Source organism: Porphyromonas macacae DSM 20710 = JCM 13914, from assembly GCF_000379945.1.
GTDB lineage: Bacteria > Bacteroidota > Bacteroidia > Bacteroidales > Porphyromonadaceae > Porphyromonas > Porphyromonas macacae.
Genome location: NZ_KB904128.1, coordinates 1 through 20478, shown reverse-complemented (window position 1 = coordinate 20478; position 20478 = coordinate 1). Strand labels below are relative to the sequence as shown.

Here is a 20478-nt window from a genome sequence, read left to right as displayed (position 1 = left end):
TAGGTTATTTAAAATCACATTTATATGAAACGGATTTATACATTATTTTTCGGTTTGTTTATGTTTTTGCTAACATTGCCTTTTCGTGTTTATGCCTTTAAGTATGTCGATCATGAGCCGGTCGACTCTTTGATTACACATGAATTGGAGGAAGTGGAAATTATAGGATCTTCTTTTATTATGCGTCAGGCAGGAACATTGAACAAAATGCCGGGAACTTATTCATTGATAACCCCTCTTCAGATAGAGCAGTTTGATATACATTCCATTACCGATTTGTCTTCGGTTGTTCCTAACTTTTATATGCCCGACTACGGTTCTCGCTTAACCTCTGCTATTTATGTGAGAGGTATTGGAGCACGAAGTAGCGATCAAACCATTGGGTTGTATGTGGATGGGGTGCCGGTGATGAATAAAGCCGGTTTTAATATGGAAATGCAGGGTTTGCAGGCCATAGAGGTGCTGAATGGTCCACAAGGAACGTTGTATGGCCGTAATGCCATGGGTGGTATCATAAACCTGTACACCTATTCACCGATAGATAAACCGGGAACCGATTTACAGTTTCGTGCCGGCAATTACAACAGCTATCGTATCCGTGCAAATCACAGGATGAAGTTTTCTGATAATTGGGGGCTGACGATAGGAGGATATTTTAGTCGTAGAGACGGTTTTTTCAAGAATGAATATACAAGGAAATATGCTGATGACAATCTTGATGCCGGCGTGAATTTGAAGTTGGAGTGGAGATCCCGAGAGGGCGATAAGCTTGCTTTTTCTTCTCAGTTTGATTTTACGGATCAGGGGGCTTTTCCTTATCGTCGTCTGAGAAAAGACGGCTTGCTCGAGAAAATAAATTACAATGACCCGGGAAGCTATTTGCGCAGAATGAACGGCAACAGACTCCGCTATACGAAAGAATGGAATGAATTTGTTTTGGAGACAGCCACGGGATACAGTTATCTGTCCGATGAAATGAATATGGATCAGGATTATACACCTTTAGACGGTTTTACCATAACCCAGAAGCAGAAGATGAACGGTTTGTCTCAGGAACTTTTGATAAAGAGTAAAGAGAGAGATTTCTACGAATGGAGTTGGGGGGTATTCGGCTTCTATGATCGTAATGAAATGGATGCTTCGGTCAGATTCAAGCCCGAGGGGATAAAAATGATTTTACAGCGTTCGTTCGACAAGTTGAACAGTTCGGGTAAACTGCCATTTATACTGACGGCAGACACTTCGAAGGACGCACTGAACAACAATTTCTTTATCAAATCCAATAAGGGGGTGGCACTTTATCACCAAAGTACCCTGAAAGATTTGCTCATTCCCGGTTTTTCGGTTACGGGCGGTATTCGCTTGGATTATGAGAAACAATCTCTGACCTACCATAGCGATGTGGCTTTTCGTGTAGGCCTGACTCCTCGGAATAAGCCCGGGGCACAAACAAAATGGATTGAAACTCCGGCGATTTTAGAAGGTGAAGGCAAGAAGGATTTTGTGCAAATCTTACCGAAAATAGCATTCAAATATACTCGGGGAAATATGCTGCTGTTTGCTTCGATGGCTAAGGGATATAAAGCCGGTGGATATAATGAACAAATGATGAGCGACGCTGTACAGTTGGAGTTTCAAAGGCAACTGATGTCTGCAAAGAAAGGAACTGACCGAAAGGAGGATCATGCCGGAAATGTCGGTTATGCTCCCGAACATGCCGTAAACTATGAGTTGGGTATGCGTGGTAAGTGGTTTGATAACAGACTTCATGTTTCTCTTGCCGGTTTTTATACCGATATTGCCGATATACAGTTGACACAATTTGTGGCTTCCGGTGCCGGGCGTGTAATTTCTAATGCCGGCAAGGCTAATACTCGTGGTATGGAGTTGACCGTGAGAGCAGGTCTTTTCAGAAGTTTGATGGCTACGGTAAACTATGGGTATACGCACACAGCTTTTGTTCGTTATTTTAAGGAACAGAAAACAGATCGGGGTATTGTACAGCATGATCTTTCCGGTAATTTTGTTCCTTATATACCTCGTAATACATACAACGTTATACTTAGTATGAACGAGGCTCTGGCCAAAAACTTTTTTATTGAACGGGTATTTGCTTCTTTAGATTTACAAGGTGCCGGTCCTATTTATTGGGATGATTTCAACACTGTAAAACAGAAAGCCTACTATTCTTTGAACGCCCGTATGGGTTTTTCGCATGGTATGGTGTCGGTTTCTTTTTGGGGAAGAAATCTTACAAAATCTGATCATACTGTATTCTATTTTGGATCCTTTGGCAATAAATTTCTGCAACAGGCAGCCCCGATGCAGATAGGTGTGGATCTGAATGTTCAATTGTAACGTTATATTTATCTTTTATGGCATATCATGTTTCTTTTTGGGAGGTAAGTAAAAGATTGAAAGACCATTTTAGTATATTTGTTTTTGTATAACTAAATAAATGACAAAGCATGAAACTAAGTTTGGTTTATCGTATCGTCGGCTTATATCTGTTTTTTTTATTTTTGATTTCACTTGCCGATGCATCTGCCCAACAAACCCGGTATCATATTGTACAGCCTCAAGAAACCGTATATTCAATAGCTAAAAGATATAATCTTTCGATTCATGATATTTATAAATTAAATCCTTCATCCAAAGAAAAAATTCGCTCTGGAGAAAAACTTATTTTACCCGATTCGAGAATTTTGCCTCAGCAGGGTCGGAATGGTAAAAAAACGCACACCATAGTCAAGGGAGAAACACTATATTCGGTGTGTAGAAGATACGGTGTTTCTGAAGAGCTTATGATGATTACGAATCCTGGACTTACACCTCGAAATTTTAAGATTGGAGATGTTATAACTATTCCTGAAAAGAACAAGAGAGATACGGTTATTGCAAAATCTTCGGGCGGAGATGATGAGCATGCGTCGAAGAGCATACAGGTGCATAACCGGCAAGTGAAAGTAGCTTTATTGCTTCCGCTGTCTAAGGGAGCACCTTCTCGTTACATGGAGTTTTATGAAGGGTTCCTTATGGGGCTTTATGACTTGAAGAAAAACGGAGTTTCTGTAGATTTAGTTGTGAAAGATGTTGCATCGCTTCTTGACATCCAAAGGTTGGAGCGCTCTCTGATTTTTGAAGATAGAGATTTGGTCATTGGTGGAACAGGTGATGACCAGATAGAATACATGGCAAAAATTGTGGGACAGGCATTGTATGTTGTTCCTTTCAATTCCCGTGAGAAGCTTGCGATGTACAGCTCCAAGCTATATCAGGTCAATTCGCCTCAGGATTTACTGTACAAGGAGGTTTTGGAGGGTTTCCTTTCTCAATACAAGAATCATAAAATCTATCTGGCAAATGCCGATAAAGTAGACTCTGATGGTTTTTATGATTACCTCAAACGATATTTGGATAAAAACAGCATTGATTACCGGATGGTTGATTTTGCCGGTGATGCAGCCATAAGCATTGATTCGAGAGCGGTTATCGTTCCGGCAAATCAAACGCCTCGCATGGCAGAACGTATTTTCAATAAACTGGGGAACAGTAGCTGTTCGATATTTGCCTCTCCCCGTTGGCAATCTTTTAACAGTAGCCTGATACGACAAATGCATAAGTATAATACCACTATTTATACTTCTTTTTTTATGGATAATAAAGATGCGCTTTCTGTGGATTTCTATACGAAATATAATGCCTGGTTCGGGCATCCTATTGCAAATACATATCCTAAGTATGGTGCCGTGGGCTATGATGTGGCAAGATATTTTATTAGGGCTATAGCTTCGTATGGGGCAGATTTTTTGAAATACAGCTATCAAATACCTTCCGATGGCATACAGACCGATTTTAAGTTCAGAAAAGTGTCTTCGACCGGAGGCTATGTCAATCAGAATGTGTTTTTTGTTACCTATCATCCTAATGGCAGGATAACCAAAACATCGCTGTAATAAAAAGGAGTACAATGAGAAAATATGTTTGGTTTTCGGTTATGTTCTTTTTAGTGTTGCCCCTTGTACGGGCACAGCGTCCTGTACAGTATGATTACAAACTGTGGATCGGTATGGGAGGAGGGGTAAATGCTGAGACGGTTTCCTTTAAACCTAAGGTTCAGCAGGAAACATATATAGCACCGATGGGTAGTTTCCTTTTGCGTTGGGATGTTGAGAAACATTGCAGTTTGCAGATTGAGGCGAATTATTCCATTCAAGGTTGGCGCGAACAGTTCGATAAGCCCGGGAAAAAATATGCAAGAGAATTGCGTTATGTAGAGTTCCCCTTATTGACTCATTTGTACATCGAAAACAAAAAAGCCCGTTTTTTTCTTAATCTCGGTCCTAAAATAGGTTATCTGCTGTCTGAAAAGGAGAAAGAAAAAGAGGGTGAGTTTAATGATTTTGAACTTCGCAGACACGAATTGACTGTCGAAAATAAGTTGGAGTGGGGTTTAGTTGGAGGAGTAGGTATCAATTATGCTGTGAACCGACGTTTGGGCGTGGAGTTAGAGGGACGTTTCAGCTACAACTTTAATGATTTGTATAGTACACGGCGTGCAGATCTTTTCGGACAAGCCTCCGAGATGTTTGGCACTGTCCGTATCAATCTTTTTTTTCTGCTATATAAACAATAGTTTTCTATGAAATAAACCTGAACTTCTAAGATGTTAAGTACTCTTTCACCTTGGTTTGTCGCTCTATATCTCATTACCGTATTGAGTTTGATTGGGGTTGTGTTGAGTGAGAACAGAAATCCACTCAAAGCTCTTGCCTGGGTCTTGGTGATAGGGTTTGTTCCGTTTCTTGGCCTGTTGATTTATATTCTGTTCGGACAGGATCAAAGACGCAGGCATATTATCAGCAAAAGGGTTTACAGGAGAATAAATCTCAAGCCTAAAATTGCTTCTGTTATCTGGACCGATAAGGTGGATTACGATACTCCTCATTGGCAGACATTGAAGGATTTGATCAAAACCAATGCAGACAGTCCTGTATTGATAAGTGATGATGTCAGTGTTTACCATGAAGGGCGAAAAATGTTCGCATCTTTGTTTGATGACATACGAAACGCCCGCAGGCATATTCACATAGAAAGTTATATTTTTGAAGAAGATAGTTTGTTTAATGAGCTCGTGGAACTGTTGCTTAAGAAGGTAGAGCAGGGTGTTAAGGTCAGGTTGATATACGATCATGTAGGCTCATGGGGTGTTAAGAAAAAAACTTGGAATAAATTGAGGAAAGCCGGAATTCAAGCCTATCCTTATATGCCTGTTGTGTTTCCTCTTTTTTCAAACTCCGTAAATTATAGAAATCACCGTAAGATTACGGTCATAGATGGTACCGTTGCTTATATTGGTGGAATGAATATTGCAGAGCGATATCGGGGACAAGAGAATGCTTCTAAAGTTTGGTGTGACAGTCATTTCCGGATTACCGGGCCTGCCGTGGCCGGAATACAGAGTACGTTTCTTGTGGATTGGTATGTCGTTTCCCGAAGAGTGATTAATATTGACAGTAGTTTTTCTGATGAATGGACGCCCTCTATTTTTAACCCGAATGGGATAAAAATACAGTTTCTTGCCGGCGGTCCTATTTCCAAATGGCGTACGATCGATCAGGCTTTTACCACAGCTATAGCCCGTGCTTCCAAATATATCTATATACAAACGCCATATTTTTTACCGACGGAAACTTTGGGGAATGCACTTATTGCTGCAGCCTTGTCGGGGATCGATGTCTGGATAATGTTGCCCGGGAAAAACGATTCTGTGGTAGCCGGTTTGGCGTGTGAGTCTTATTATGGTAATTTATTGGCTGCGGGAGTGCATGTTGTACTTTATAAACCGGGCTTTTTACATAGCAAGTTGATGATGATAGATGGAGAGATTTGCTCTATAGGCTCGGCCAATATGGATTTTAGAAGCCTTGAGCATAATTTTGAGTTTAATGCTATCATTTATGATGTTAATATCACTCATCAATTAGATGAGCTTTTTATGGCAGATTTGGCCGAATGTAGAGAAATTTCCTTGGAAGAGTGGAAAACCAGACCGATGAAAAGAAAAGCTTTAAATTCTTTGGTGCGTATTTTCTCTCCATTATTGTAGTTGTTACCTTTCACAATGCCTGTCTTTTTAGGGTTTACCAATATAATATAAGTTTTATATCTGCTTAAAAGGTGCAATATAAGTTCAATTAAACCCAATAGAAAACCTGTTTGAGATTCTTTCTTTGAAATTTCAAAGGATTTTTAGGCTAGCGAAGTTGTTGTCAAATTGAGGGTTGGCAATTCATCCTTCGGTAGAATGCTGGATTATTATGGGAATGGAATTTATTTAAAAGATTCAGCTCGCTTTATTTTAATATATGCTCTATTTCTTTTCGCTCAATATGTTATTGTTTGTATTTTTATGTGAATTATTTATTTATTTACGTGTTTTTTTGTTTGTTTAACTAACAATTTGTATATTTCAATGTGAATTTAATCTTAATGGGTCTTTTGCTCTTTTATATGAAATGGATCCCGATTGCTAATCTGTCGTTTGGGAGGTTTTCATATTTTGATTGTTGTTTTAGTTATAGAAGTTTGAATTTTAATTGTTTTTAATTATGAGTTACAAAAAAATTATTGATCAAAACCCTTTTGCTCCTAAAGAAGAAGCAGGGGTAACCGGTGTTAATTTAGGTGGAACGAGCGGTTGGTATGGTGCTTGTAGTATAGAGGATTTTTTAGGGAATATTAATGATTTGCGTTCGACACACGAAGATGTAGAAGATTTTCTGAATTATCCAACTCAATTTACCCCCGCAAATTTTTGGTATAAAGACCGAGGTGTGGGCGTTTGGCTCTATGAGGAGGAGTATGATAATTGGCAGAATCGTTATGGAATGGATGCCGTAACAGTATTTTATCATGCGGGGCATGGAGATATGGATCCTGATGGAACCTTTTGGGCACCGACAGGAAGTATATGGAACGGTCGTTCTTGGGCTTGTTCTCGTAACATGGCTTTTGCCAATGAGGAGTTAAGATACTTGTTTTGGTCTACATGTTTGGGGCTCAGAGTAAATGATGGGCATTCGCCTATTCGTACATGGTCGAATCCCAATAAAGGTGGATTGAGAATGATTTTCGGGTACGACACCGTTATTACAGATAGTCGTAATTATGGGAAGTATTTTTGGCAAGAATGGAGAAAAAATCGCACTTTTAAGAATGCTTTTATTGAGGCCAGTTGGAGAATTTCGCATAATCAGACACCTGTTGTTTGTGCAATGGGGCGTGATTATTGGGAAGCAAAATCGAGGCTTGTTAATGAGCGGATTTTTGATTGGCCGTCTGTAAGTTCTTGTTGCTGGGCTTGGGAATGGCGGGTTCGGAGCCATAAAAAGAAACGCAAAATGATGACACAAGAACCGGATAATAACAATGCGCTGATTCTCTACCCGAATATGATAAATGACACCCTGCTTTCCACGATGGCCAATAAGGTTGGAATAACTCAACGTACGGCTGCGTCTATTAAGCTCGATAATATTGGAAATCGCATAGTCGGAACCAAAGATATACAAGTAAGTTTGAGCGGAGACGGACAATTAAGCTTTCAGTTGGGGAAAGCCAATTATCAAAATGAAAAGCAAATAGAAGAGAAGAATGCAGTTAAAATTGCAGAGAGCTTGATTTCTGATTTGGGTCTCTCAAAAGGTGTAAAATTAGTACAAGGAACTACTTATAACTCTATGCTTGGAGGTGGAAGCACAAAGAATGAAGAACTGCTGGAGCCTAAAGTAATGGAGACGATTATCCAGTTCCGACAAGAACACAGTGGTATTGAAAGTGTTAACTCTGAACACGGATTGATTTCGGTGGCAGTGGATAATGACGGTAAAGTTACCAGAGTATTCAGTTCTCTTAAACCGGTTGTTGATGAACGTAAGCAAGTTGAATTCGGTGTAAATCGTAAATCCGCATCTTTAAAGCAAAATGCAAAATCAAGGGAGGAGCAATTTCAACAAAAAATCGACAATATCATAGGACAGACAAAAATTTCTTCGAAAATCTCTGATAAACTGGCTGATTCATTGTCTTCGGATGATCAAGCGGAAATGAAACCTTCTGTTAAAATCATCGATGAAAAGATTGGATATGATTTTTCTTCAAATTTTGCAAAACCGGTACATCAACGTGAAGTTGAGATAAAGGTCGGCAGATTTGCAAAACGTTACAAATTAAGAGTTGATTTATAATGACAGCACTCCGATGGTTCTAAGATGGGATTAGCTGGTGGTTTATGATCTTACAATCCTGATAACGGAAGCTTTTTTAAGAGGTATGCACAGATTTCTGCATACCTCTTTTTTAAGAATAGACTGTTTTTTATGCTTCAAGAGAAAGAAAAGGTCGATTGCTTTTTTCATTATTTTATCTTTGTATGTAAAGTGTTTATCTTGGAGAAACAGAATAAACGAATACTTTTACCATATAAAGAAACATTATATAATAATCCTAAATAAGTTGGAACATGGATCATTTAGTCTCAATCAATCAACTTAGTCCCGAGGATATCTTGCGTATATTAGACCGGGCGGCACTTTTTGAGCAGAATCCCAATCAAGCACTCTTAAATGGGAAAGTGGTAGCTACGCTTTTTTTTGAACCGAGCACTCGTACCCGTTTAAGTTTTGAAACTGCGGTCAATCGTCTTGGTGGCCGTGTTATCGGGTTCTCGGATGCAGCCACTAGTAGCAGCTCCAAAGGAGAATCCCTGAAGGATACTATTTTCATGGTTAATAATTATGCCGATCTCATTATTATGCGCCATTATTTGGAGGGGGCTGCTCTTTATGCTTCTGAGTTCAGTCGTATTCCGATTGTCAATGCCGGCGATGGTGCCAATCAGCATCCGTCTCAAACATTGTTGGATTTGTATTCTATACGAAAAACACAGGGAACACTTTACAACCGTACAGTGGTGATGGTGGGCGATTTGAAGTATGGGCGCACCGTGCATTCTCTTATTGAGGGCTTGTCTGCTTTCAACCCCCAATTTGTTTTTGTGGCGCCTCCCGAGCTTTCTTTGCCGGATGAATATCGTCAATACTGTCGTGAGCATAATTTGCCTTTTGAAGAAACTGCGGAGTTTAATCAAGACGTTATCAACCGGGCGGATATTCTTTACATGACTCGGGTGCAAAGGGAAAGATTTACGGATTTGGAGGAGTACGAGCGTGTTAAGAACGTTTATGTGTTGGATGCTGCGATGCTTGCCAACAGCAAAGAAAATCTAAAAGTATTACATCCGCTTCCTCGTGTCAATGAGATTACCTATGATGTGGACGATACGCCTAAGGCATATTATTTTCAGCAGGCGCGGAATGGGCTTTATACGCGACAGTCTATAATCTGTGAAGTGTTGGGGATAGAAATCTGATTATCTGAAATTAAAACTAAATAAAACTATGCATAAGGAAGAAATGATGGTAGCAGCCATACAGAATGGTACTGTGTTAGACCATATACCGCCCTGTCGTCTTTTTAAGGTTGCTTCCATGCTTGGACTCGAGAATTTGAGTGAAAGCATAACCATCGGTAATAATCTCAAGAGTAAGAGGTGCGGTTTGAAAGGAGTAATCAAAGTTTCCAATAAATATTTTTCGGATGAGGAGTTGGGGCGAATAGCACTTTTGGCTCCGAGTATTCATTTGAATATTATTAGGGATTATAATGTAATAGAGAAACGTACGATAGAATTACCTGAAGAAGTAGAAGGTTTGATACGCTGTCCGAATCCTAAGTGTATTACGAACAATGAGCCTATGTACTCCCGCTTCAAAGTCATAGACCGAGATAACGAAATCTTTCGTTGTCATTATTGCGGAAGAAAGCTTAAACAAGATCAAATCGAACTGTTATGAGAGTCGACTGGAAGCCTGGAACATTGATTTATCCTCTCCCTGCTATCCTGATCAGTTCGGGAGACGATTGTGAGAATTATAATTTATTTACAGCTTCATGGATTGGTACGGTTTGCTCCAATCCGCCCATGTGCTATGTTAGTATTCGCCCTGAGCGACACTCTTATCAGTTAATAAAAGACCGGATGGAGTTCGGTTTAAACTTAACTACGGTATCTATGGCTCGTGAGACGGACTGGTGTGGAGTCGTCTCCGGCCGGGAGCATAAGAAATTTGAAGAAACCGGTCTGACAGCGGAGAAAGCCCGATTCATTGCTGCCCCTTTAGTTCAGGAAAGTCCTGTCAGTTTAGAGTGTCGTGTTCGCGATATTATTCATTTGGGCAGCCATGATATGTTTCTTTCGGAGATTATCAACGCTCGTGCGGATGAACGTTATATTGATCCAAAAACCGGTGCCTTTGATATGGAAAAAGCTGGTTTATTGGTTTATTCGCATGGTGAGTATTTTTCTCTTGGTGAGTTCTTAGGGTATTTCGGCTGGTCCGTAAAGAAAGGTGAGAGACCTCTTAAACGACGGAAATAACTATCTTTAATAAATTTGAATATCAATTTTATAAACAGATCATTATGAAAGGAAAGAAAACATTAGTAACAGTCGTTGTAATTATAGGTATTGTGGTCCTTCTGTTCGGATGGGGCACTAAAGTTTATAATGGACTGGTAGCCGGTCAGGAGAATGTAAATACTGCATGGAGTCAGGTGGAGAACCAATATCAGCGTCGTGCTGATTTGATACCTAATTTGGTGGAAACCGTAAAAGGCTATGCTGCACATGAACGTCAAACGTTAGAGAGCGTGATCGAGGCACGCAGTAAAGCTACTCAAACCAAAATAGACCCTACAAATCTTAATGAGGAAAGCATGGCTAAGTTTCAGGCTACACAAGACCAGTTGGGACAAGCTTTGTCAAGGCTTATGGTTGTGGTGGAGCGTTATCCCGACTTGAAGGCCAATGAAAATTTTAAGCAACTGCAGGCTCAACTGGAGGGAACGGAAAACAGAATAACTGTAGCAAGAAAAGATTTTAATGAAACAGCAAAGCAATATAACACAAGAATAAGACGATTCCCCACAAATATTTTAGCCGGAATGCTCAACTTCGGTGTGCGTCCGTATTTCAAAGCAGAGGTAGGAGCAGAGAAAGCTCCTGAAGTGAAGTTTTAGTATTTTGAACAATTCTTTGCCATTTGATGAATAATTCCTTGGTTTCTCCCCTCCGGTTTCTCCTCTGTATTATTTTTATTGCAGTACTGTCGTTCTCCGGGCAAACTCTGTTTGCCCAAAAAGAATACACTCCTCAGTCTGTGCCTAACGTTCAGTCGGCGAATGCGGAGGAATATATCAGCGATCCGGAAAATGTGCTGGATGTTCAAGTTAAATCCGAGTTGAATAGACGGCTCAAGCATATTCGTTCTGCATATGGAGTTGAGTTTGTTGTCGTTATTGTTCCGTCTATTGGAGATGACAATATGGAAGAGTTTGCATTAGAGCTTTTTCGTTTGTGGGGATTAGGACATAAGAAAGAGAATACAGGGCTTTTATTCCTTGTGGTTCAGGATAAAAAAAAGTCGCGTATCGAAGTTGGTTATGGTCTGGAGGGTGATTTTCCTGATGCTTTGGTTTATATGATGCAGCAGAATTATTTTAATCCTTATGCGAGAAAAGGAGACTATGCCGGTGGGGTGGCTGCAATCATAGAAGCAGTGGATAACAGACTCGGTAATGTGGATTTTGCTAAACCGGAATCGTTGTCGAATAATGAAAATGAGCAGATATCTTTAAAAACTTTTTTCTTTTTCTATGTCGGTTTTATGTCTCTGATTACCATTTGGATGATTTTATATCTATTCAATAATACAAAAGTCGGTAGTAATTCGCATAATACGGCTGTGGTTGCTTATGACTATTTGAGACATAATAGCCGTATGATTCCTTTGGTGATGTTGGTGCTTTTTTTACCGGGAGGTCTTTTGCTTTGGTTACTATATCAAAATCGATTGATTCGTTTGAAGAAAGCTGCGAGTTTTTGCACTCAATGCGGGAGTAATACCATGAAGATGGTTGAAAGTCATGCTGAAGCTTATTCTTTGATAGATGGCGGTATGCAGATGGAGGAACAGCTTGGTTCTGTAGCTCATAATGTTTATCGATGTGGAAGCTGTGGTAATCAAGAGATTGTTTCCAGAGATTTGGGAGGCCGTTACAGCACCTGTCCGAATTGCCATTACAAAACATTGAAACTCGTTAGTACACAGCGTGTGTATGATAGTCGTAGAACTCCTTATATCCGTTCTAATTATAAGTGTTTGTATTGTGGACACAATCATTTTCGAGATCAAAAAGATCACTCTGAAGAAGAAGCCGCTTTAGCCGGTTTGGTCTTAGGTTCTTTGCTTGGCCGTGGCGGTCGTGGCGGAGGTTTTGGTCGCGGCTTCGGAGGAGGCTTTGGGGGTGGTTTTGGAGGAGGATCATCAGGCGGTGGGGGAGCTACCAGCGGTTGGTGATTGTGGTTATTATGAGGATGCTTTTATTACCTTTCGATAGGTAGTAAAAGCATCTTTTGCATACCTATGATTAGGTATATTGGGGTCAGGTGGAATATAGTCCTTAAATCTTTAATTATAAATCTCTTTTTACTCGTATTTTTGCACACCTTAATACGGAAAAGATTCTGTTGAATTTAATTTATATAATACGAGATGAAAAAACTTATACTCTTTTTTACTGCACTTGTATTCTTCTTTACTTGTGCCATTGCTAATCCGGTAGATGTTGTACCGGAAAAAATTCCTTCCGATGCCAATATCTTTGGGCATGTGATTGATGCCAAAACCGGTGAACACGTTCCGGGTATGGTTATTATGATTAAAGGTACCCATCTTGGTACGAGTACGAATTCTTCCGGTCACTTTTTCTTTTCCAATTTGAAACCCGGTCAAATTACTTTGGTAATGCAAGGAGTGGGGTATATCAAACAGGAAAAGACAATTACGTTAAGCTTGAATAAAGTTGTTGAGGTTAATTTTGAAGCACAACCCGACGAGTTCGATTTGGAAGAAGTTGTTGTTTCAGCCAACCGCGAACAGACGATTCGTCGTTTTGCTCCCACCTTGGTTAATGTGCTTGACAATAAGACTTTTGTTAATGCCAATGCTCATAATCTTGCTCAAGGTCTGGTCTTTCAACCTGGTGTACGTGTGGAGAATAACTGTCAGAACTGTGGTTTCAATCAGGTACGTATAAATGGTTTGGATGGTCACTTTACCCAGATTTTGATTGACAGCCGTCCGGTCATGAGCTCTCTTGCCGGTGTTTATGGTTTGGAGCAGATCCCCGCGAATATGATCGAACGTGTGGAGGTGGTTCGAGGTGGCGGATCGGCGCTATTCGGTTCATCTGCCATTGCCGGAGTTATTAACATAATCACTAAAGAGCCTGTTTCCAATTCTGTTTCTTTCTCAGAATCCATGGGCTTTACTGATTTTAAGAACATAGACAATAACCTGTCTTTCAATGCCTCTATGGTTAGCGACAATGCCCGTGCCGGTGCAATGGTCTTTGGTCAGGCGCGTTACCGTCAGGCTTGGGATCAGAATGGCGATGGTTATAGTGAATTGGGTAAAATAAATGCCCGTTCCATGGGAGCACGTGCTTACCTTAAAACCGGTGATTACAGTAAACTGATTGGTGAAATACATATCATTCATGAGGATCGTCGTGGTGGTGACCACTTAAATTGGCCGGACCACGTGGCCGGAGTTTCCGAGCATGTCAGACACTCTATTTATAGTGGGAACCTGAAGTACGATCTCTTTTCCGAGGGATACAAACACCACTTCCAGGCTTATACTTCTGCGCAGGATATTCGTCGCGAAAGCTATTATGGAGGAATAGGCGAGATTGAAATTGGTGGAAAGAAATCCGGTACTATAGGAGTGCCCATTCCGAAAGAAGAATATGGTGATAATTATGGTGATACCCATGGTTTAACTGTTATGGGTGGTTTGCAGTACAGCTATAATATGGATAAACTCTTTTTCCTGCCTGCTCAATTATTAATCGGTGCAGAGTATAACTATGACCGACTGACCGATATTATGCCTATTCGGAATTGGCACATAAATGATAAAGGAGAATCTCTTTATCCTGAAATGGATCAAATCATCCGTAATGCCAGTCAGCTTGCTCAAGTTGAATGGAAAAATGAACATGTAAGTCTTTTACTCGGTGCCCGTCTGGATGAAAATTCAGCACTCGACAAACCTATTCTCAGTCCGCGTACTACGCTGCGTTATAATCCTACTCAAGATATAAACATTCGTGCCACTTATGCCAAAGGATTCCGTGCTCCGCAGGTTTTTGACGAAGATCTTCATGTGGCTGTTGTAAATGGAGAATCCAAAAAGATTATTAACAATAAAGATCTTAAACCCGAAGTTTCTCATGCATTCAGTTTGAGTACTGACATGTATCAACGTTTCGGCAATGTGCAGACCAATTTTATGATAGAAGGGTTTTATACCAAAATTGTGGATGTATTCACTACCAATGAAATTGGTTACAAGGATGGGTTCTTCCTGAATGAGCGTATCAATGGGTCCGGTGCTTCTGTATATGGTGTCAATTTGGAAGCCAAACTGGCCTACAAATGGATGAAATTCCAAGCCGGTATTACCTTCAGCAAGAACCGTTACGACGAAGCTAGCGAATGGGGGCTGAACACCAAACGTGAAAACGGTAAATTTATCAAGGCGAAAAATGATGAAGGCAAAATGGCTTATGTGAATGAATCGATGGTATCCGGAGAATATACACGAACACCTTCTGTGTATGGTTACTATACGTTGAATTTCAATCCGGTCAGACCTTTGAATATCTCGGTTACGGGTACCTATACCGGACGCATGTATGTTCCTCACGTAATAGGCTATGGTCAACACAGTGCTATTAGCGATATCAATACCGTACCGGAAGTCGATGAATTGAATGAAGCTCCGCGTGTGGATGAATTACTGAAAACAAAACCGTTCTTTGAGTTTGGAACTAAGGTCAGCTATGATTTTACGATTTACGATTCCATCAGATTGCAAGCATTTGCCGGCGTAACAAATCTTTTCAATGCTTTCCAAAACGATTTCGACCGTGGTCCGTCTCGTGATTCCGGATTTATATATGGTCCTACACAACCTCGCACGGGTTATTTAGGCTTGAAGTTCAGTTTCTAAATAAGTTTTAGATCAACTTTCATCCAAGTAAAAACGGAAATCGCAGTAAGTTGTAGTCTTACTGCGATTTTTTTCTTTTGCCACTACTCTTTATTAATATAATAGTTTTATTTAATATTGTCGGTATGTTTGTTGAGAGTTGAGCCGTTCGTTTGATAATGGATAAAGCATTTTAGTAGCCTTTCTTTTTAATAGATTTTATAAAAACTTGGTGGCAAGATGTGAAATGATTATTTTTGCGTGCAAATTAGGCTATTTATGTTCATATGGTTCTTTGCATCCGTATTTCATAGAAGTTAAAGTATAATATATATGTTATTATGACCTCGCGTAAAAAGTATCGAGCCGCATCCTTTTTTCATACAAGATTGCTGAGTATTGTAAGTATAACGCTTGCTCTGTTTATTTTGGGAGGAATTGCTTTGGTTCAGATTGCCGGATGGCAAATAGAACGAAAGGTCAAAGAGCAAATTTCTTTTACTCTTCTTTTGCCCATAACAAACACCGAAAAGCAAAATGCTGAAATTTGTAAGAATTTGGAGGCTAAACCTTTTGTAAAAGCTGTACGCTATATTTCTGCTGATGAGGCAGCTAAGGAGTTGGAGGCAGAATTAGGAGAAAATCCGTCGAATGTGTTAGGGTACAACCCCTTGCAACCTATGGTTGAAGTTAACTTGAAGTCGGAATATACTCACACGGATAGTTTGGGTTTAGTGGAGGAAGAAATGAGTAATATGAATACGGATGTGGGGTTGACGTATCGGGAGGACTTGCTTGATCAGGTCCAGCGTAATATGAATACTTGGCGAATTGTTCTTTGGGTATTAGGGGTTTTAATGCTGATAGTCTGTTTTATTCAGATTAACAATACCACGCGTTTGGTTATATACGGTAAACGTATGCAAATACGTACCATGTCTTTGGTGGGTGCTACTCCGGGCTTTATTCAGCGCCCTATTATTGGCCAAAGTGTGTTGGATGGTTTAATCGGTGCTTTGTTATCTGTTGTTGTATGGGGAATTGTAATTATTGTTGTCAAGTCTTATTTATTCCTCGATATATTATCCTATTTACCTTGGCTTCATTTGTTATTGGGAGGAGTGGTAATATTAGTTTTGGGCACAATAATATCCGCTCTAACTTCTTGGCGGGCAACACGTAAATATATCCGAATGGATAGCGGTAAGATTTATTTGATTTGATTTATATTGAAATTAAGAGATATGCTATACGGAAAAAAAAATTATTTCATTATGGGATTGTCTGTCCTATTGATTATTCTTGGTTTTATCCTTATGTCAGGGGGGGGATCTGTAGATGGCATAACTTATAATCCTGATATTTTCAGTGCAAGACGTATTGTTGTGGCTCCGATAGTTTGTCTTTCAGGTTTCTTCCTTATGATTTATGCTATTTTGGTAAATCCCGATAAGAAAGATAAGAAATAATTAATGATATAATATGTATGTCAGATAAATCGAATTGACTTTTTATTTTCGGATATCATTTTTTAGCTGTAATCTAAGATAGGATGACATTACTTGAGAGTGTGATTTTGGCTGTTGTAGAAGGTTTGACAGAATTTCTGCCGGTTTCTTCTACCGGACACATGATTTTAACTGAAGGCCTGCTTGGTATGGAAAGTACTCCTTATCTGCGTGCTTTTATCGTGATGATACAGTTTGGTGCTATTCTAAGCGTCGTAGTGCTTTATTGGAAACGTTTTTTCAATTTTCGCAAACCTTCAGTTGGAGAAAGAGGCGGCCGATATGCGGGGTTGACTGGTTGGAACTTGTATTTACTCATGATCATCGGTTTGATACCTGCGGCTGTTATGGGACTTCTTTTTGAGAGTTATATTGATAGGCTGTTGGGTAGTATGTGGGTTACTGTGGCGATGCTTTTTGTCGGTGGAGTGTTTATGCTTTTCATGGACACATTCTTTATTCCGGAGAAAAAACCTGTCGTTACACCTAAAAAGGCTTTAATTGTAGGTTTTTTCCAATGTATAGCCATGATACCAGGAGTTTCTCGCTCTATGGCTACCATTGTGGGAGGTATGCAACAGCGACTGACGCGCAAACAAGCTGCCGAGTTCTCTTTTTTTCTGGCTGTTCCCACAATGTTTGGAGCTACTATGCTAAAAGGATATAAATTGTATAAAGAATTCGGCATACAGATTTTTTATGATAATATGCTTACTCTGATTACGGGTAATGTGGTGGCATTTATTGTGGCTATGTTTGCCATAAAGTTTTTTATAGGTTATGTAACCCGTAAGGGATTTAAAATATTTGGTTATTATCGCATCGTTATAAGTCTATTGTTTATGATGTTGTTATTGACCGGAGTAGTTACTGCCTGATCGGATTAAGATTTTTGCTTTTTATTACTTATGTCTGAAGTTGAGAAGATAGATTTATGTGAGGGGGCAGTACTCTGTTTCGATAAACCATATGGGTGGACTTCTTTTGATCTTGTCAATAAGTTCCGCTATCAGGCTTGTCGTTATATGGGAATAAAAAAACTTAAGGTAGGGCATGCCGGTACACTGGATCCTTTGGCTACCGGTGTTATGATTTTATGTACCGGAAAGAATACAAAATTGATAGATCGGATACAGGCGGAAACAAAAGAATATATAGCAGAAATAATTCTTGGGGCAACTACGCCTTCATTTGATTTGGAGCATCCTGTGGATGCAACTTTCCCCTATCAGCATATTACGGAGGATATGGTTTGCCAAATTTTGACTGAGCGGTTTCTTGGTTCTATAAAACAAATTCCTCCTGTGTTTTCTGCTGTCAAGGTAGACGGTAAGCGTGCTTATGAACTTGCCCGTAAGGGGGAAGATGCTGAACTTAAGGCTAAATTATTGGTTATAGATGAAATAGAACTATTAAAATATGATTTGCCCAAGATTACGATACGGGTAGTATGCAGTAAGGGTACATATATACGTGCTTTAGCTCGCGATATTGGTATCGCTTTAGGTTCCGGGGCTCATTTGGCCGCACTTAAGCGTACACGAGTGGGGCAGGTAACATTAGAGCAATGTAGATGCGTTGACGATATTGCTGACTTCTTACATCAACATGTACATATCCCTGAGAAGGAAATAAAGAATAATATATAAAAAATGAAACTATCTCAATTCAAATTCGACTTGCCGGACAATCTTGTTGCAAAAAAGCCTGCCCATTTTCGTGATGAAGCTAAGCTAATGGTTCTCCATAAAGAAACAGGAGAAGTGGAGCACAGAATTTTTAAGGATATTTTGGACTATTTTCAAAAGGATGACACTTTTGTTTTTAATAATACACGTGTCTTCCCGGCCAGACTGTATGGCAATAAAGAAAAAACCGGAGCGCGGATTGAAGTTTTTCTATTGCGAGAATTGAATGAACAGCAGAGATTATGGGATGTTCTCGTAGACCCTGCACGTAAGATTCGCATAGGGAATAAATTGTATTTCGGTAAAGATGACTCTATGGTTGCGGAGGTTATAGATAATACCACAAGCCGTGGGCGTACTCTTCGTTTCTTGTTTGATGGTTCGCACGATGAATTCAAAAAACAATTGTTTGATTTGGGTGAAACCCCGATACCGAAGTATATGGAACGCGAGGCTATCCCTGAAGATGCAGAACGCTATCAAACACTTTTTGCTGAGGTGGAAGGTGCTGTAGTAGCACCGGCTGCCGGGTTGCACTTTAGCCGTGAGTTGCTCAAGAGAATTGAGATAAAAGATGTACGCAAAGCTTTTTTAACCGTACACAATGGTTTGGGAAATTACCGCGATATCGAAGTTGAGGATTTGACCAAGCATAAGATGGACAGTGAGCAGATGGCTATCAATGCGGAGTGCTGTCAGATTGTAAATAAGGCTTACGATATGGGACGGCAGATTTGTGCTGTGGGTACATCTGTTTTACGTGCCATGGAAACGGCTGCAAGCACTGATAAGCATCTTAAAGAATATGAAGGTTGGACGAATCGTTTTATATTCCCCCCTTATGAATTTCAGATAGCTACATCTTTAATCAGTAATTTTAGTCATCCGTATTCCACTTTGCTCATGATGCAGGCAGCTTTTGGTGGTTACGAAAATGTAATGGAGGCTTATAAAAAGGCTATTAAGCATAAATATCATTTCGGGGGATATGGTGATGCCTTGTTAATTATTTGATTTATCCGATGTTATATTTAGGATTGGGAAGTAATGCCGGAGATCGTGAAGAAAATCTTCGGCATTCCATATTATTAATAGAAGAAAGAGTAGGATCTGTTGCTGTCTCTTCAGATGTTATTGAAACAGAACCTTGGGGGTATCAAAGTAATAACCCTTATCTCAATCAGGTAATTGGTGTGGAAAGTAAAAAAAGTCCGGAGGAAATACTTTTAATAACTCAGGATATTGAACGTCGGCTTGGACGCACACGGAAAAGTGTCAGTGGTGTATATAATGATCGTACTGTAGATATTGATTTACTGATTTGGGACGATAGGGTAGTGAATCGACCTCATTTGCAAATACCGCATCCTTTAATGCACCTCCGTTCTTTTGTGCTCGAACCGCTTTCCAGTATTGCTCCTGATTTGGTTCATCCATTATTAAAGAAAAGCATGACAGACCTTTATCTGTCACAGCAAAACGACGAATAGAGAAAAAGATATATTTTTCTTTTTTATTGACTAACTGTTTTGTAGAGAATTAATTAAAAAATCTTGTCAAAAAAATATTTTTCTTTTTCTCAATTTTATTTGTGTGATTAAAAAAAACATTATACATTTGCATCGCTTTACCGAAAAGTAAAGACATTGCGGAAGTAGCTCAGTTGGTAGAGCACAACCTTGCCAAGGTTGGGGTCGCGGGTTCGAATCCCGTCTTCCGCTCAATACAAAGCAATATTCTTTTGATCGTTGTTGTTAATTCGAAAAAAGAGTTTAACTTTGTAGTCCGACACCAAAATAAAAGGTGTTTAGCGATCTTCGACATAATTCATATTAGAAACGAAAAGTGTAGTACAGGGGAATATATATTTTCCCGTCAGAACTTAAAGGTTTCGATAAGATTCGATAACGGTGGTTTATTTTTGGGCGTATAAGGAAAAAACGAAATAAAAAGATATAACAGAGAAGAGTTTGATCCTGGCTCAGGATGAACGCTAGCGATAGGCTTAACACATGCAAGTCGAGGGGCAGCATGGTCTTAGCTTGCTAAGATTGATGGCGACCGGCGCACGGGTGCGTAACGCGTATGTAACTTGCCTGA

The 20478-nt window shown here is 39.8% G+C and carries 17 protein-coding genes, 1 tRNA gene and 1 rRNA gene; all 19 read left to right on the top strand.

Going from position 1 to position 20478, the window contains the following annotated elements:
- The first annotated feature begins 24 nt into the window (after positions 1–24).
- A complete protein-coding gene (locus tag A3GI_RS0104345) occupies positions 25–2358 on the top strand; it encodes a TonB-dependent receptor (protein ID WP_018360258.1) in 2334 nt (777 codons plus the stop codon).
- A gap of 110 nt (positions 2359–2468) precedes the next feature.
- Positions 2469–3956 (top strand): LysM peptidoglycan-binding domain-containing protein, encoded by a 1488-nt coding sequence (locus A3GI_RS0104340; RefSeq protein WP_018360257.1) that lies wholly within the window; start codon positions 2469–2471, stop codon positions 3954–3956.
- 14 nt (positions 3957–3970) lie between these two features.
- Positions 3971–4636 carry a porin family protein gene (locus A3GI_RS10510; RefSeq protein WP_018360256.1) on the top strand — a complete coding sequence of 222 codons (666 nt, stop codon included), beginning with the start codon at positions 3971–3973 and terminating at the stop codon, positions 4634–4636.
- 30 nt (positions 4637–4666) lie between these two features.
- Positions 4667–6109 carry a cardiolipin synthase gene (cls, locus tag A3GI_RS0104330; protein WP_018360255.1) on the top strand — a complete coding sequence of 481 codons (1443 nt, stop codon included), beginning with the start codon at positions 4667–4669 and terminating at the stop codon, positions 6107–6109.
- A gap of 502 nt (positions 6110–6611) precedes the next feature.
- Positions 6612–8249, top strand: a complete 1638-nt coding sequence (locus A3GI_RS0104325; protein WP_018360254.1) for a DUF6345 domain-containing protein — start codon at positions 6612–6614, stop codon at positions 8247–8249.
- A 275-nt stretch (positions 8250–8524) separates the two neighbouring features.
- Entirely contained in the window at positions 8525–9433 is a 909-nt protein-coding gene (gene pyrB, locus A3GI_RS0104315) for an aspartate carbamoyltransferase (RefSeq protein WP_018360252.1), read from the top strand.
- Between the two features lie 28 nt (positions 9434–9461).
- A complete protein-coding gene (gene pyrI / locus A3GI_RS0104310; protein WP_018360251.1) occupies positions 9462–9917 on the top strand; it encodes an aspartate carbamoyltransferase regulatory subunit in 456 nt (151 codons plus the stop codon).
- Entirely contained in the window at positions 9914–10501 is a 588-nt protein-coding gene (locus tag A3GI_RS0104305) for a flavin reductase family protein (RefSeq protein ID WP_018360250.1), read from the top strand. The genes pyrI and A3GI_RS0104305 overlap by 4 nt, the downstream gene beginning before the upstream one ends.
- 44 nt (positions 10502–10545) lie before the next feature.
- Complete coding sequence (locus tag A3GI_RS0104300; RefSeq protein ID WP_018360249.1) at positions 10546–11142, top strand: LemA family protein; 597 nt, start codon at positions 10546–10548, stop codon at positions 11140–11142.
- Between the two features lie 26 nt (positions 11143–11168).
- Positions 11169–12482 (top strand): TPM domain-containing protein, encoded by a 1314-nt coding sequence (locus A3GI_RS0104295; protein ID WP_018360248.1) that lies wholly within the window; start codon positions 11169–11171, stop codon positions 12480–12482.
- 195 nt (positions 12483–12677) lie between these two features.
- Positions 12678–15203 (top strand): TonB-dependent receptor, encoded by a 2526-nt coding sequence (locus A3GI_RS0104290; protein WP_018360247.1) that lies wholly within the window; start codon positions 12678–12680, stop codon positions 15201–15203.
- Between the two features lie 320 nt (positions 15204–15523).
- Complete coding sequence (locus A3GI_RS0104285) at positions 15524–16405, top strand: cell division protein FtsX (RefSeq protein ID WP_018360246.1); 882 nt, start codon at positions 15524–15526, stop codon at positions 16403–16405.
- Between the two features lie 21 nt (positions 16406–16426).
- Complete coding sequence (locus tag A3GI_RS0104280; RefSeq protein WP_018360245.1) at positions 16427–16651, top strand: DUF3098 domain-containing protein; 225 nt, start codon at positions 16427–16429, stop codon at positions 16649–16651.
- Between the two features lie 83 nt (positions 16652–16734).
- The gene (gene uppP, locus A3GI_RS0104275) at positions 16735–17568 is read left to right on the top strand and encodes an undecaprenyl-diphosphatase UppP (protein WP_018360244.1); all 834 of its coding nucleotides are present in this window, start codon (positions 16735–16737) and stop codon (positions 17566–17568) included.
- Positions 17569–17616: 48 nt separating this feature from the next.
- Complete coding sequence (gene truB, locus A3GI_RS11780) at positions 17617–18339, top strand: tRNA pseudouridine(55) synthase TruB (protein WP_025079591.1); 723 nt, start codon at positions 17617–17619, stop codon at positions 18337–18339.
- A gap of 3 nt (positions 18340–18342) precedes the next feature.
- A complete protein-coding gene (gene queA / locus A3GI_RS11775) occupies positions 18343–19392 on the top strand; it encodes a tRNA preQ1(34) S-adenosylmethionine ribosyltransferase-isomerase QueA (protein ID WP_018360242.1) in 1050 nt (349 codons plus the stop codon).
- Positions 19393–19400: 8 nt separating this feature from the next.
- A complete protein-coding gene (gene folK, locus A3GI_RS0104260) occupies positions 19401–19868 on the top strand; it encodes a 2-amino-4-hydroxy-6-hydroxymethyldihydropteridine diphosphokinase (protein ID WP_025079592.1) in 468 nt (155 codons plus the stop codon).
- Between the two features lie 158 nt (positions 19869–20026).
- Positions 20027–20099, top strand: a tRNA-Gly gene (locus A3GI_RS0104255).
- Between the two features lie 237 nt (positions 20100–20336).
- Positions 20337–20478 (top strand): 16S ribosomal RNA (locus A3GI_RS0104250); the annotation flags it as partial.

What these genes read in the sequence shown, in the direction of transcription:
- uppP (WP_018360244.1), top strand. Translation starts at nt 16,735, where the DNA reads ATGACATTACTTGAGAGTGTGATTTTGGCTGTTGTAGAAGGTTTGACA.
- A3GI_RS0104305 (WP_018360250.1), top strand. Translation starts at nt 9,914, where the DNA reads ATGAGAGTCGACTGGAAGCCTGGAACATTGATTTATCCTCTCCCTGCT.
- A3GI_RS0104325 (WP_018360254.1), top strand. Translation starts at nt 6,612, where the DNA reads ATGAGTTACAAAAAAATTATTGATCAAAACCCTTTTGCTCCTAAAGAA.
- pyrI (WP_018360251.1), top strand. Translation starts at nt 9,462, where the DNA reads ATGCATAAGGAAGAAATGATGGTAGCAGCCATACAGAATGGTACTGTG.
- A3GI_RS0104285 (WP_018360246.1), top strand. Translation starts at nt 15,524, where the DNA reads ATGACCTCGCGTAAAAAGTATCGAGCCGCATCCTTTTTTCATACAAGA.
- cls (WP_018360255.1), top strand. Translation starts at nt 4,667, where the DNA reads ATGTTAAGTACTCTTTCACCTTGGTTTGTCGCTCTATATCTCATTACC.
- A3GI_RS0104290 (WP_018360247.1), top strand. Translation starts at nt 12,678, where the DNA reads ATGAAAAAACTTATACTCTTTTTTACTGCACTTGTATTCTTCTTTACT.
- A3GI_RS0104345 (WP_018360258.1), top strand. Translation starts at nt 25, where the DNA reads ATGAAACGGATTTATACATTATTTTTCGGTTTGTTTATGTTTTTGCTA.
- A3GI_RS0104300 (WP_018360249.1), top strand. Translation starts at nt 10,546, where the DNA reads ATGAAAGGAAAGAAAACATTAGTAACAGTCGTTGTAATTATAGGTATT.
- A3GI_RS0104340 (WP_018360257.1), top strand. Translation starts at nt 2,469, where the DNA reads ATGAAACTAAGTTTGGTTTATCGTATCGTCGGCTTATATCTGTTTTTT.
- queA (WP_018360242.1), top strand. Translation starts at nt 18,343, where the DNA reads ATGAAACTATCTCAATTCAAATTCGACTTGCCGGACAATCTTGTTGCA.
- A3GI_RS10510 (WP_018360256.1), top strand. Translation starts at nt 3,971, where the DNA reads ATGAGAAAATATGTTTGGTTTTCGGTTATGTTCTTTTTAGTGTTGCCC.
- A3GI_RS0104280 (WP_018360245.1), top strand. Translation starts at nt 16,427, where the DNA reads ATGCTATACGGAAAAAAAAATTATTTCATTATGGGATTGTCTGTCCTA.
- A3GI_RS0104295 (WP_018360248.1), top strand. Translation starts at nt 11,169, where the DNA reads ATGAATAATTCCTTGGTTTCTCCCCTCCGGTTTCTCCTCTGTATTATT.
- pyrB (WP_018360252.1), top strand. Translation starts at nt 8,525, where the DNA reads ATGGATCATTTAGTCTCAATCAATCAACTTAGTCCCGAGGATATCTTG.
- folK (WP_025079592.1), top strand. Translation starts at nt 19,401, where the DNA reads ATGTTATATTTAGGATTGGGAAGTAATGCCGGAGATCGTGAAGAAAAT.